Genomic DNA, 12,978 nt, shown 5'->3' with positions numbered 1-12,978 from the left:
ATGCGAGTCGTCAAACCCCTCAAGGTCCCGGCGCTCACGCGCGTGGTCGAGGTCGCGCGGCGCCTCAGGTTCCACGTGGGCGCCATGGTGGCGTTCCCCCTCGACGCGCCGCGCTCGCTCGTCGACGAGATGACGTTCTGGCAGGCCGCGACCCCGGAGCTCGGGGGCCTCCCGCTCGACGACGGCATCGCGAAGGCGCGCGGCGAGCTGCTCGTCGCGGGCCGGTGCTACGCCCCGGAGGGTCGCCGCGTCGCCGCGTCGTTCGTGCGCGCGCGGCTCGGCGCCGTCGACAAGCGCCTGGCCGTGCTGGGCGACCGGCACTGGACCGGCCACGGCTTCACGGAGCCGGAGCCGTTCGCGGAGATGCCCATCGACTGGGCGCACGCCCTCGGCGGGCCGAAGGACGCGGCGAACCCCTACGGCAAGGGGCTCGAGGAGGTCGAGCGCGGCGGGCAGCGCGTCCGGCCGCTGCCGAACGTGGAGCACTACGGCGCGCTGATCCGCTCGCCCGGCGACCGGCCGGGCCCGGCGTCCTTCCTCCCGATGGACGTGACGTTCGCCCAGCGCCGCGCCCGCGCGGGGACGTACGGCCCGGACTACGCCGAGAAGTGGGCGCCCGGCCTGCCGCCCGACGTGGATCCCGCCTTCTTCAACGTCGCGCCGAGCGATCAATGGAGCGCCGAGCCGCTGCGCGGCGACGAGGCGTTCGTCGTGGAGAACATGCACCCGACGCGCCCGCGCATCGAGGGCGCGCTCCCCGGCCTCGCCGCGCGCGTGCTCGTCACCCGCCGCGACGCGGGCGGGGAGGCGTTCGTGGAGCTGCCCGTCCGCTGCGACACGGTGTGGCTCTTCCCCTCGGCCAACCTCGGCGTGGTGATCTTCCACGGCTCGATGCCCGTGGCCGAGGACGACGCCGCGGACATCGTCGATCTCGTCGTCGCCTGCGAGGAGATCGGCCGCCCCCGGCCGATCGAGCACTACCGCGAGGCGCTCGCCCGGCGGATCGACAGGGACCGGGGCGCGATCGCGTCCCTCAGCGACAGCGATCTCATGCCGCCGCGCGAGTCGGGCGTCGTCGCGAACGTCGCCGGGCTCCAGATGATGCAGTGGATCAAGAGCGAGAACCTCGCCGCGCCGAACCTGCGGCGCGGCGCGGAACGGGAGCGCGAGCGCCGCCGCGAGGAGCTCCTCGCCGACGGCATCGACCCCGCGCGCTACGGCCTCGACGGGCCGCTGCCGGAGGAGGAAGCGCCGCCGCCGGTCGACGATCTCGACGCGCTGGTCGTGTACCTGGACACCGCGTCGCGGAAGATGGAGGAGGAGGAGGAGCGGGCAGGGCGCCTCAAGAAGGAGGCCGAGGAGCGCATGAAAGCGCGGGCCGCGGACATGGGCGTGTCCGAGGAGACGCTCCGGCGCGCCGAGAACGAGGACGAGCCGCCCGGCGGCCCGCCGAAGTTCTCGGCGCAGGCGCAGCTCCAGCAGTACGCCGAGCTGGCCGAGGCGGGGCGCCGCGGCGGCGTGCCCAACCTCGAGCTCGAGGCGATGCTCGCGGATCCGGCGTTCCACGAGCAGCTCTTGCGCCTGGAGCAGACGGCGCGCGAGGGCTACCGCGGCTCGGCGCACCTCCGGTCCGAGGCCCTGCCGATGACCGCCGAGGCCGCGCAGATGGCGCGCGTCGTCGTCGATGCGGCGCGCGAAGCGGGCGAGCCGCTCGACGAGCGCGACCTCACCGGCGCCGACTTCCGCGGGGTCGATCTGCGGGGGATGCGCTTCGTGCGCGCGTTCCTCGAGGGGGCCGACCTGCGCGGCTGCGACCTCTCGGGCGCGGTGCTCGAGGGCGCGGTGCTCGCGAGGGCCGACCTCACGGGCGCGAACCTCACGGGCGCGCGGCTCCGGGGCGCGAACCTGGGCAAGGCGAACCTCGAGGGCGCGGTGCTCGACGACGCCGACCTGACCGAGGCCGTCCTGATGGGCGCGAGGCTCGCCGGGGCGAGCCTGAAGCGGGCGCGGCTCGAGCGCGCGGACGTGCTCCAGGTGAGCTGGGCCGGCGTGGATCTCTCGGGCGCGGACCTCTCGCTCTGCTCGTTCGTCCAGACGAGCTTCGCCGACGCGAACCTCGCCGGGGCGAACCTCGAGCGGGCGACGCTGCTGGAGTGCTCGCTCGACGACGCGGACCTGTCGGGCGCGCGGCTGCACAAGACGTCGCTGATGAGCTGCACGGGGTCGCGGGCGCGCTTCGCGGGCGCGCGCTTCTCCGAGGGGGTCGCCGTCCACAAGAGCGGCCTGCCCGAGGCCGACTTCCGCGACGCGGTGCTCGACAGGACCTGCTTCCGGACGACCGACCTGCGCGGCGCGCGCTTCGATCGCGCCCAGATGACGATGACCGATCTCTCCGAGGCCGACGCGACGGGCGCGATCTTCGACCGCGCGGTCATGAAGAACGCCCTGCTGATCCGGACGAACCTCGACCGCGCCTCGCTCCGCGGGTGCAACCTGACGGAGGCGATCCTCTCGAAATCGCGCCTGGCGGGGGCCGACTTCACGGGCGCGCAGCTCTGCCGGGCCGATTTCAGCCGCGCGCGCGGGGACAGCCGGACGACGTTCGCCGAGGCGAGCGTCGACTTCGCCCGGTTCGACCGGCAGGCGGCGCCGGCTCCCGGAGGCGCGACATGAACCGCGACGAGGTGCTCGACAAGGTCCGCCACGGGGAGCCGATCCAGGCCGTGGACATCTCCGGGCTCGACCTGACGGGCGCGGATCTCTCGGGCGCGGTGTTCGACCGGGTCCGCATGCCCCGCGCGATGCGGGGCGCGCTCGTCAAGGAGTCGACGTTCGCGGAGTGCGACCTGTCGGGCGTGGACGCGTCGGGCGTGGACCTGCACCTGACGACCTTCTTCCGGAGCCGCCTCGACGGGGCGACGCTCTCGGGGGCGAGGCTCGTCGGCGCGAGCTTCGTCGAGTCGACGCTCGAGGGCGCGGCGCTGTCGGGCGCGGAGGCGCCCATCGCGACGTGGACGACGTGCTCGGTCGAGCGCGCCTCGTTCGAGGGGGCGAACCTCGACCGGGCGAACCTCGTCGAGGTCAGGGCCGACGGCGCCAATTTCTCTCGCGCCAACCTCGAGAAGGCGACGCTGTACAGGCTCGACCTGCGCACGGCGCTGCTCGACGGCGCGAACCTGACGCTCACGACGCTGGTCGAGGCCGCGCTGGGCGCGCGGGCGTTCCAGGGGATCAGGCTGTTCCGCACGCAGTTCATGCGCGGCAGCGTCGCGGGCTCCAGCTTCGCGGGCTGCGACGCGACGCAGTGCAACTTCACCGGCGTCGACGTGTCGGGCTGCGACTTCAGCGACGCGGTCCTGACGCAGGCGCTCTTCGGCGAGGCGAAGGCGGCGCAGGCGCGGTTCCCGCGGGCGAGGCTGAAGAACACGATCTTCGAGCGGGCCGCGCTCGCGGAGGCCGATTTCTCGGGCGCGGAGCTCGTCGAGGCGTACCTCGCGTTCGCCTCGTGCCCCGGCGCGCGCTTCGTCGGCGCGAAGCTCGCGTACGCGGACCTCTCGCACTGCGATCTGTCCGGCGCCGACTTCACGCAGGCGTCGATGTTCCGCGCGAAGCTGCACCGCGCCCGCCGCGACGGCGCGCGGCTGCCGGCCGGGGCAGGGTGGCTGGGCGACGACGAGAAGCTCGCCGCGCTCGAGGACTGGAAGCCGAAGCGCGGCGGCGAGCGAGACGCAGAGCGCCCGTGAAGCGCGAGATGCCGTTGATTCCCCCCGAAGACTCTCTGAAACTAGCGCGGCGGCCTGCACGTCCCGAACGGGCGGAGCCGGGCCGAGGAGATCCGAGATGCAGAGCACGGCGGCCCGCGAGCCCCTGACGGTGGCACACGACGACAGCGCGCAGGACGACCTCCTGGCCGCGGTGGATCTGCCGCCGGTGGAGGCGGCGCCGCGGCGCGCGCCGTCGCTCGAGACGGGCGTCGTCCGGGGCACGGCGTCGGGGCTCCTGGTCGAGCTCGGCGGCGGCCCGGTGATCGCGCGGCGCGCGAAGAGCTGCCTCGTGGCGCCGGACGCGGGGGATCGGGTGCTCTGCGCGACGGACGGGGATCAGGTGTTCGTCCTCGCGGTGCTCGAGGGCGAGGCCGGCGCGACGACGCGGGTGGTCGCCGAGGGCGACCTGAAGGTGCAGGCGACGGGGCGCCTCGGGCTCGGCGCGGGGGACCAGATCGAGATCGCCGCCGCCCGGGAGGTGGGGCTGTTCGCGGGCAAGCTCCAGGTCCGCGCGCAGGCGGCGGCCGTCGCGATCGAGGAGCTCGGGCTCGTGGGCGGGTCGCTCGAGGCGCACCTCCAGAAGGCGGTCGTCGTGGCCGAGCGCATGGAAGCGCGCGCAGGCCGCCTCGTGCAGCGGGCGAAGCAGGCGTTCCGCTTCGTCGAGGCGCTCGATCAGGTGCGCGCGGGGGTCTTCGACCTGCGCGCGGAGGGGCTCGCGGCCGTCCGCGGGGAGAACACGATCGTCGCCGCGCGGACGCTCGCGAAGCTCGACGGCGAGCAGGTGAAGATCGGCTGAGGGCCCGCGCCGCGGGGCGCCGCGGACGCTGGCAAGGACGAGGGGTGAAGCGATGCTCGCGAAGACGACCGCAGGGGGGATGTGCTTGGCGTTCCCCGACGTGTGTTTGACCCCCACGCCGGCGCCGGTGCCGATCCCGTACCCGAACATCTCGCTGCACCCGATGAGCGTGCTGTTCGTGCCGAACGTGCTGGTCACGTGCGCGCCGGCGCACAACATGCTGACCGTCGCGCCGCTCACGATGGGGGACAACCCGGGCGTCGCGCTCGGCGTCGCGTCCGGGATGGTGATGGGCCCGTCGCGCAACATCACCGCGGCCTTCACGGTGATCGTCGGCTGCGCGCCGATGACGCGCCTGACGAGCCTCTCGCTGCAGAACAGCACGAACACGGTGGGCATGGCGATCGTGCCGAGCGTCACCACGGTGGTCGTGCTCTCCCCGTGAGCGGCGCGCGCCCCCTGCCCGCGATGGAAGCGTCCTCGTCCGAGAGGCGCCCGCTCGCCGAGGCGCTGGCGAAGCTCGACGCGGCGATGCGCCCGCTGCGGGGCAGCAGCGCCGATCCGGAGCGGCGCCGCGTGGCGGCCCGGCTCGCGGACCTGGCGCGCTGCGAGGACGACGAGCTCGCGGCGTTCTCGAGCCGGCACCTGCCCGGCCGCGCGGTGGACGAGCCGGCGCTGCGGGCCGCGCGCGAGATGATCCTGGCGATCGGCCGGGTCCTCGGCCCGGACGGCGAGAGCGCCGAGGCGATGGGCGCGCTCCAGGACGCGCGCCGCGCGCTCGACGAGCGGCTGGCCGAGGCGAAGCGGGCCGCTGCGCAGCGCGAGGCCGAGGCCGCCGCTGCCACGACGGGCGCGCCGGCGCTGGTCGAGGCGTCGGGGCCGCGCTCGTGGCCGGGCGGGGGATTGCCCTTCGTGGCGGCGCCTGCGTCGGTGGCGGCACCCCCGCCGATGAGCCTGGCTGCGCTGGCCGCGGTGCCAGCGCCAGCGTCGGTGGCGGTGCCTGCGCCGGTGGCGGTGCCTGCGCCGGTGGCGGTGCCTGCGCCGGTGGCGGTGCCTGCGCCGGCGGCGGTGGCGGTGCCAGCGCCGGCGGCGGTGGTGGTGCCAGCGCCAGCGTCAGTGGCGGTGCCAGCGTCAGTGGCGGTGCCTGCGCCGGTGGCGGTGCCTGCGCTGGTGGCGGTGCCTGCGCCGGTGGCGGTGCCTGCGCCGGTGGCGGTGCCTGCGCTGGTGGCGGTGCCTGCGCCGGTGGCCGCGCGCGAGGCGGAAGATGCTGCTGCCGTGACGAGCGCGCCGGCGCTGGTGGAGGCGTCGGGGCCGCTGTCACGGCCAGGCGGGGGATTGCCGTTCGCGCCGGTGGCCGCGCCTGCGCCGGTGGCCGCGCGCGAGGCGGAAGATGCTGCTGCCGTGACGAGCGCGCCAGCGCTGGTGGAGGCGTCGGGGCCGCTGTCACGGCCAGGCGGGGGATTGCCGTTCGCGCCGGTGGCCGCGCCTGCGCCGGTGGCCGCGCCTGCGCCGGTGGCCGCGCCTGCGCCGGTGGCCGCGCCTGCGCCCCTGGCCGCGCCCGCGTCTGCGCCCGAGTCCGCGCCGGTTTCTCGGACGGAGCCGCCGTCCTCCCGGACGGAGCCGCCGTCCTCTCGGATCGAGCCGCCCGTGGGGAGCGAGCAGCCCAGGCCCTTCAGCAAGACGCTCCCCGAGACGGGCAGGTTCGTCGGCCCGGCGCTGCCCTTCATCCAGGTGGCGTCCGAGGAGCGCCCGCGGCCGTCCGTAGCGCGCTTCGACGCGGCCCTCCCTTTCCAGCCCGTCGCGAGCGACGGGACACCGCCGCGCGAGCCTCCCCCGGCGGCGCACCACGGCCTCGCGGCGTCGTCGACCCACCACGAGCGCCCTCCCGTGGCTGCAGGCCCGAGCGCCCCGCCGGCCTCGGCGCCGAGCATCTCGCCCGCGGCCCCGCCGAGCGTCCCGCCCGCGGCCCCGCCGAGCATCTCTCCTGCGGCCCCGCCGAGCATCTCTCCTGCGGCCCCGCCGAGCATCTCTCCTGCGGCCCCGCCGAGCATATCTCCTGCGGCCCCGCCGAGCATCTCTCCTGCGGCCACGCCGGGCGCCCACCCGCCCCCCGCGCCGAGCGTCCCGCCGCCGTCCGCGCCCGCCCCTGCGAGCGCCGGCGATCCGCTCAGCATGCGCTCGCCGCCACCGCTCACGCTCAACCAGTACGCCGGCCTCGTCGTCGCGTGCGAGCTGTACCCCGCCTACGTCGAGAGCACGCACGCGCGGTACGGCGTCCCGACCCCCGCCGCGCGCGCCGCGCTCGACGCCTTCTGGTCAGCCCGCCTCGCCGCCGATCCCGCGCTCGCCCAGCGCTGGCCGGAGCTCTGCGAGGCGGCGCGCAGGTACTTCCTGCAATCGCGCTGAGCGCCTGCGCCGCCGCGCGGCGCCTCGCGAGGAATCGGCATGATTCATCGTGTGCATGCATCGCCATGCGTGGAAGGCGCAAGAGAGGAAATGACGTGCGCAAGACGAAACCTGAGAATGTCCCTCAGGCCGCCGCCATGCCAAGCCAGCTCGGCGGACGCCTCGGAGCGCTCCCCGTCGTGGCAGGCGGCGAGGGCGTCACGGTGTGCGACGTGGGGCCGTGACGAGGCGCACGACCGTGGCCTGAGCGCCCTTGGTGCCGCTGAGCCGTCGCCACTGTTCGCTCTACCGCTGTCGCTCCCACTAGCGCGGCAGGGGGCGCGCATGAACGAGCTGGCCGCTCGCCAGGTACTCGATCTCCTCCGGCGTCGATTGCCGGCCCAGGGCTTCATTACGATGCGGATGCCGACCGAACCGCGAGATCACGTCGCGATGCCCGCGGGCCTGGTTCGCGGAGAACTCGAACCACCAACGAAACTCCGCGGGCACCGTGCCCACGAGCTCCTCGGCGAGCTGGACCGCTCGATCCAGGTAGGAGAGGTCCTCCGAATGCCCGAGCGGCAAGAAGAAGAAGGTCTTCTGCCAAGGGTCCTCCAGCGCCGCGTGATGACCGATCTCGATCCCTTCGAGCGCCAAGGCGAGCGCTCTCGGGTCCTGCGCGAACGCGCGAGCCGTCCCCCGGTACACGGTGCGAGAGAACTGGTCGAGCACGAGGATGAGCGCCAGCCGGGAGCGAGGCGCGCTCGACCAGCCGTCGAGCTCGCCTCGCGCAGCGCGCTCCAGCAGCGGCGGAAACCGCTCCAGGATGGCGGCGTCCGCGCCGCCGCGGAACCACCACTCGACCTGGCGAGTGAGCTCCTCCTTGTCACCGCTCATCCGCTCCGGAAACCAGAATCCGAGGACCTCTTCGACTTCTTCTGTCATGAGCATCAGCTTTCTTCGGTGTCAGCTGTCCGCCGGCCGGGGCGCGCGGCGCCCTGCCGGACGCGAGCAGGTGTATCTCCCGGTTGAGGCGCTCGGCGGCCGCTTCCGCGACGCGGCTGCGAGCCCCAGCGTCGGTCTTGCCGGTACGCGTGGGGAGATCGCCGAAAGAAGGGTCGGAGTCCTTGCTGTTCAGGGCCGTCGAAGCCCAAGAATCCTGGGACGAGGATGACCACATCTTCCACGTGAGCCGCGGGCGTCGGCTTCTCGTCTCGCTCGGGAAATTGGTCACGGAGTCGTGTCAGCAACATGAGAGGCACCCCCGCTTCAAAGCAATGCGCCGACCCCACGACGAGCCAGCATCATCAGCCTACCGGATCGGGGCGGCTCGGTCGACCTCTCAGGGATGACGAGTCGTTCCTGGCCTTGGTGACGCACCGCTTCGGCGGCCACGGGATCTACCTCCTGGACGAGCCCGAGGCCGCACTCTCCCCGCAGCGCCAGCTGGCCGTGCTGTCCAGTTTCCACGATCTGGTCCGGGTATTGTCTACACCACGCTGGCTCATCACGTCGGCGAAGCGGGCGGTGCAGGCGCCCATCACGGGCGACCTTGCATGGCTTCACAACGCGGGCGGACGCGCTCGCGCAGATGTACGCCTCGAGCTTGCCGACCCTCCGGCTGCTCCAGACGCTCGGCTTCGCGATGGCGAGCTCGCTCCGCCCGTCGGCGTCCGCGTCGAGGACCTTGGGCGCGTGGAGGATCTTCCTCGCGCCGCATGCAGGGCAGCGTAGCTCGTCGCGCATCGACGCGGATCGCCGCTCGAGCAGCGCCTGGACCTCGCGCTCGAGCCGCCCCACCCGCGCCTCGAGGGAGCGCTCCGCCGGCGCGCTCGAGTCGCCGATCGCGCCGTGATCGTTCGCCTCCCAGCGAATCGCCCGGTGATCGCTCGCCATCGCGCAGGTGTGATCCCGCCCGAGCGCGATCCCCTCGACGTCCGCCACGCCGACCACGGGCCTCGCGGTCGGCCGCGTGATGCAGGTTGTGTCCCCGAGCTGTCTCCACGTGTTCGAACCCCAGCACCACACCGTGCCGTCCTCTCGGTCGAGGCGAGGCCCAACGGCAAGGCACCCTGGCCGCCTCCAGGTTGTGCGTATGATCCTTCCGGCGGCCAGGCTACCTTGCCGTCAGTCCCGCCTCACCTCGAACGTTAGCCCGCTTCAGGAGCACGTAATGCGACCCCTTCAGTACTCCATCAACGTCACATGGGACGGGTGCTGCGATCCTCGTGCGATGTTCGCGAGCACGCCCGGATGAGCTCGGCCACGAGCGGCGGCAGCTGACCGGCGAGCGCGGCGCGCTCCGGCTGGAACAGCGTGGCGACGAAGAACGGGTGCCCGTCCAGCTCCACGGCGCGCACGTCGCCGGCGTCGTCCTCCGCGCTGACGCGCAGCGGGCCCGAGACCAGCGCGGCCTGGAACTCCGGGTTCAGGCCGTAGCGGCAGCGGTATCCTTCCGTAGCCTCGGCGCGGCCGTACGCTTGCGCGATGCGGCTGCCGGCGCGGAAACGAACGGCGCCGGTCGCCTCCACGAGCGCGCATTCAAGCGGCGCGATCACCGCGCGCCGCGCCTCCGGCGCCGTCTCCGCGTGCTCGGCGTCCGACCAGCCCAGCACGTGGCGCGCGTAGTCGACGATCGCGTGCTGGAAGCCGCCGCAGGTGCCGAGGAACGGGCGCCGCTGCTCGCGGGCGAAGCGGATCGCCCGCAGCGCGCCGTCCATGCTCCGGTACGGGCTGGCCGGCACGCACCAGAGGGCGTCGTAGCGCGCCACCCGCGACGCGTCGGCCACCTCCTCGGTCGGGACCCACTCGAACGCGAGCGGCGCCGCCAGCGCCTCCCCCGCGAGCCGCAGCGCCACCGGGATGGCCCGGTGGGCCGTCACCGCGTCGTCGCGATCACCGACGAGCCCCACCTGGATTGTCGACGTCATGCGCCGCACTCTAGCGTGCTCGGCGCCGCCGCAGAACTCGAGCGCTCCTCGATACCGCCGATTCTCCGCGGCGGCGCGCCGGGCCGCGGCGGCCGCGTTCCGGCGGAGCGCGCCGCCTCAGGGCGTGCTCTGGGGATCGGCCGGATCGCTGCCCGCCGAGGTCTCGTCGCCGTCGAGGTGCCCGTCGAGATCGCGGTCGACCCCCATGCGCTCGCCGGATCCCGGCGGCGCGCAGGTGTAGGTCAGCGCGCTGCCGGGCAGGGCGACCAGCAACCGCAGCAGCGCGTCCGGCACGGCGCCGAGCGACTGCCGGTCGGCCGCGAACTGGCCGCCGCCGAGGTAGAGGAACCCGAACTCCTGCTGCGCGATCCGGCCCTTCGCGATGAGATCGCACTCGCCGGCGTCCGCGCGTTCGATGAGGAGATCGATGCGCCCCTCGACCGCGGCGTAGGTGCTCGCGGTGAGCGTCGTCTGCTGCCCGACGATCGGCGCGAGGTTCGAGTCGAAGGCCAGCATGAACTGCTCCATGTCCCGCTTGAGCTGGGCGTTCTCGGGGGTCACCGGGAGGCCGACGGGGTTGCCCTCGAACTGGTCGAACCCGCTGTTGAAGCGGAACAGGTCCGGGAAGGCGCCGTCGTGGTTGAAGCCGAAGCCGCGCACCTGATCGCCGAGGAACGGATCGGGGCCGTGCGAGAGGGTGGTGAAGGCCGCGCCGAACATCCCGACCTTCTGGTACTGGTTGCGGAGGTGCGGGACCTTGAAGAACTGCGGATCCGGTGAGACCGCCGCGCGGCCGTCGGTCCCGAAGAAGCCGGCGAAGGCGCCCTCCGACGGGTTTCCGCCGGGGTCGAGCCGGTGGCAGCTCTCGCACGAGCCCGTCGGCGCGACGACGGTGTTCATGAAGGTGTCGCGCCCGCTCTGCTGAGCGGGGGTGAGCGAGTTGTCGAGGTTGCGGATCGGGTTGGGCGGGTAGGTGACCTGGAGGATGAAGTCGGTGAAGGCCTGCATCTCCGGGTCGCCGAGCTCCGCGTGCCGCCCGAGCAGGTCCATGAACGCGGGGTTGAACTTCTTGAACGCCGCCTCCTCGTCGAAGCCGCCCTCGTCCGGCTGCGACGTGGGCTCGGCGTTGCCGCCGGTGCGGTCGCCGCGCCAGTGCATGGGGCCGTGGTTGTCCATGCCGCGCAGGCTCTGCGTCACCATCGGCCCCTTCATCGGGTGGAAATCGGGGTCCTCGCCGAAGAACCCGTCGTCGCCGAACCCGGCGCCGGGGATGGGCGGGACGACCAGCGTCGGGTTGTTGACCACCGAGCCGTCCGGGTTGCCGAGGTCCCAGGCGAGGCTGTCGAAATCGCCGAAGACATGGCAGCTCCCGCAGGACGAGTCCCCGTGGCTCGAGCTCATCCGGGCGTCGTAGAGGAACGGCCGCCCCGCGACGACGCTCGGCGGCTCGGGGTTGTAGAGGGGCAGGTGCGCGATCTCCTCGCGCGCGGCGGTGTCGATCACGGAGATCGCGTTGTCGAAGCGGGTCATCACGTACATGCGCTTGCGGGCCTGGTCGAGCGCCATCCCGGTCGGTCCGCCGCCGGTGAGCGGGATCTGCGCGGCCGTGCTCGGCGTGAAGGTGTCGCCCTCGAGCGCGGCGGTGTCGTAGACGCCGATCTTCGAGGAGCCGAACGCGGCGACGTACAGCGTCTTGCCGTCGCCGCTCACCGCCATGCCGAGCGGCTGCGCGAGGCTCTTCTCGTTCTCGTCGTTCGGGAGCGGGGCGCAGCAAGCGTCGTAATCGATGTGCTTGTTGAGGTGCCGCGGGGCGACGCCGGCGGAGCTCAGCACCGTGATCCGGCTCTCGTGCAGGTGGCCGCGCAGGCTGCTGCCGGCGAAGATGCCCGGCCCCTCGAAGCGGAGGTCGTTGCGCGCCTCGGTGTTGCTGACATACACCTTCCCGCTCACCGGGTTCACGGCCATGTTGAAGAGGATGGTGCCGACGCCGGTGTAGAAGCCGCTCGAGCCAGGGAGCTGCGCCGGCGGATTGGCCTTGGCGTCGATGACGAAGACGTCCTTGTCCGGCAGCGACAGCCGCAGCTTGTCGTCCCAGGGGCGGCTCAGCTCATCGACCCAGTGCTCGCCGTCGAACTTGACGATGAGCCCCACCTCGGGCCTCGGGACCCCCTCGAAGTTCGTCGTGGGGCCGGGCAGCCCGCCGGCCTCCTCGCCCCCGTCGGGAACGAGGGAGTCGTGGACGATGGTGGTGCGGTTGCCCGAGTGGAACGCGGCCGCGTAGACGCGGGACCCGTCGGGCGTCGCCGCCAGCGCGCGGGGCGTGTCGCCGAACAGGGTGACGATGGTGAGCGGGTCGCCGCCGAGCGAGGCGCCGAGGCTCGCGGCGTCGAAGACCCACACGTCGGCGCGGCCGACCCCGGGCGTGGTGAGCTGCGGGTCGTGAGGGATGTTCTGCCCTCGGTGGGCCGTGGTGATGAAGGCGCGCCGCTTGTTCCGGCCGGCGAAGACGATATCGCGCGGCTCGTCGCCCACGAGCAGGGTGCGCACGACGGCGCCGCGGTACCCGAGCGGGCCGAGGCGCACCACGCTCACGCTGTCGGACAGGTGGTTGACGACCCAGACCTCCTCGTCGCTGCGCGCCGCGACCGCGACCGGCTCGAGCCCGACGGGGATCGAGGCGCGGTGCGCCAGGCCGCCCGCGTTGACGGCAAAGACCTCCAGGCGGTTGTCCGGGGTGTTGACGGCGAAGAGCAGCTTGCCGTTCGGCGATAGCGCGAGCGGACGGACCTGCCCGCTCTCGAACAGCCGGTAGGACGGAGCGGCGATGGCCTCCGGGCCCGACGACACGCCGGCGAACAGGGTCGCGGCGAAGGCAACCCTGGAGAGGGCACGGCCAATGCCGCGCCTCGAGAGCCCGATGCTCCTTGCGTTCATGGATCCTCCTTGATTGGGGGGTCGTGCTCGTGCGCCTAAGATGCAAGCGAAGGAGAGATGCTCAGCTTCGGATGCTACAGAACACGTGGCGACTGACAACAGCAAAGTAGGTGAAGAGCACGGATCGCGACGCCTTACCGCGGAGGCGGACGACGTCCGCGCTGGTTTG

Annotated in this window: 8 protein-coding genes and 2 pseudogenes; 6 read left to right on the top strand and 4 right to left on the bottom strand. The window is 73.2% G+C overall.

Annotated features, from left to right (window positions below):
- From WMF33_RS29605 to WMF33_RS29585, 5 genes are all read left to right on the top strand, one after another.
- A complete protein-coding gene (locus WMF33_RS29605; protein WP_437331772.1) occupies nt 1-2,673 on the top strand; it encodes a DUF2169 family type VI secretion system accessory protein in 2,673 nt (890 codons plus the stop codon).
- Nucleotides 2,670-3,743: a pentapeptide repeat-containing protein gene (locus WMF33_RS29600; RefSeq protein WP_437331771.1), complete on the top strand. Its 1,074-nt coding sequence runs from the start codon at nt 2,670-2,672 to the stop codon at nt 3,741-3,743. The genes WMF33_RS29605 and WMF33_RS29600 overlap by 4 nt, the downstream gene beginning before the upstream one ends.
- Nucleotides 3,744-3,840: 97 nt before the next feature.
- Entirely contained in the window at nt 3,841-4,560 is a 720-nt protein-coding gene (locus WMF33_RS29595; protein ID WP_437331770.1) for a DUF3540 domain-containing protein, read from the top strand.
- Nucleotides 4,561-4,612: 52 nt separating this feature from the next.
- Nucleotides 4,613-5,005 (top strand): DUF4150 domain-containing protein, encoded by a 393-nt coding sequence (locus tag WMF33_RS29590; RefSeq protein ID WP_020737870.1) that lies wholly within the window; start codon nt 4,613-4,615, stop codon nt 5,003-5,005.
- Complete coding sequence (locus tag WMF33_RS29585) at nt 5,002-6,966, top strand: hypothetical protein (protein ID WP_437331769.1); 1,965 nt, start codon at nt 5,002-5,004, stop codon at nt 6,964-6,966. The genes WMF33_RS29590 and WMF33_RS29585 overlap by 4 nt, the downstream gene beginning before the upstream one ends.
- Before the next feature lie 303 nt (nt 6,967-7,269).
- Here the strand turns inward: WMF33_RS29585 and WMF33_RS29580 are convergent, their stop codons facing one another.
- Entirely contained in the window at nt 7,270-7,896 is a 627-nt protein-coding gene (locus WMF33_RS29580) for a DUF924 family protein (protein ID WP_437331768.1), read from the bottom strand.
- A gap of 381 nt (nt 7,897-8,277) precedes the next feature.
- Here WMF33_RS29580 and WMF33_RS29575 point away from each other — a divergent pair.
- Nucleotides 8,278-8,427, top strand: a pseudogene (locus WMF33_RS29575) (AAA family ATPase); the annotation flags it as partial.
- 426 nt (nt 8,428-8,853) lie between these two features.
- Here the strand turns inward: WMF33_RS29575 and WMF33_RS29570 are convergent.
- The 3 genes and pseudogenes from WMF33_RS29570 to WMF33_RS29560 form a co-directional block, all read right to left on the bottom strand.
- Nucleotides 8,854-8,973, bottom strand: a pseudogene (locus WMF33_RS29570) (hypothetical protein); the annotation flags it as partial.
- A 173-nt stretch (nt 8,974-9,146) separates the two neighbouring features.
- On the bottom strand, nt 9,147-9,875 hold the full coding sequence (locus WMF33_RS29565; protein WP_437331767.1) for a CTP synthase C-terminal region-related (seleno)protein: 729 nt from the start codon (nt 9,873-9,875) through the stop codon (nt 9,147-9,149).
- A 117-nt stretch (nt 9,876-9,992) separates the two neighbouring features.
- Nucleotides 9,993-12,809: a hypothetical protein gene (locus WMF33_RS29560; RefSeq protein WP_437331766.1), complete on the bottom strand. Its 2,817-nt coding sequence runs from the start codon at nt 12,807-12,809 to the stop codon at nt 9,993-9,995.
- Between the last annotated feature and the right edge of the window lie 169 nt (nt 12,810-12,978).

The organism is Sorangium sp. So ce394 (assembly GCF_051474665.1).
Taxonomy (GTDB): domain Bacteria; phylum Myxococcota_A; class Polyangia; order Polyangiales; family Polyangiaceae; genus Sorangium; species Sorangium cellulosum_D.
Note: the sequence above shows the minus strand (reverse complement) of the source record. Positions and strands in the feature narration are given on the sequence as shown.

What these genes read in the sequence shown, in the direction of transcription:
- WMF33_RS29605 (WP_437331772.1), top strand. Translation starts at nt 1, where the DNA reads ATGCGAGTCGTCAAACCCCTCAAGGTCCCGGCGCTCACGCGCGTGGTC.
- WMF33_RS29580 (WP_437331768.1), bottom strand. Translation starts at nt 7,896, where the DNA reads ATGCTCATGACAGAAGAAGTCGAAGAGGTCCTCGGATTCTGGTTTCCG.
- WMF33_RS29595 (WP_437331770.1), top strand. Translation starts at nt 3,841, where the DNA reads ATGCAGAGCACGGCGGCCCGCGAGCCCCTGACGGTGGCACACGACGAC.
- WMF33_RS29600 (WP_437331771.1), top strand. Translation starts at nt 2,670, where the DNA reads ATGAACCGCGACGAGGTGCTCGACAAGGTCCGCCACGGGGAGCCGATC.
- WMF33_RS29590 (WP_020737870.1), top strand. Translation starts at nt 4,613, where the DNA reads ATGCTCGCGAAGACGACCGCAGGGGGGATGTGCTTGGCGTTCCCCGAC.
- WMF33_RS29560 (WP_437331766.1), bottom strand. Translation starts at nt 12,809, where the DNA reads ATGAACGCAAGGAGCATCGGGCTCTCGAGGCGCGGCATTGGCCGTGCC.
- WMF33_RS29565 (WP_437331767.1), bottom strand. Translation starts at nt 9,875, where the DNA reads ATGACGTCGACAATCCAGGTGGGGCTCGTCGGTGATCGCGACGACGCG.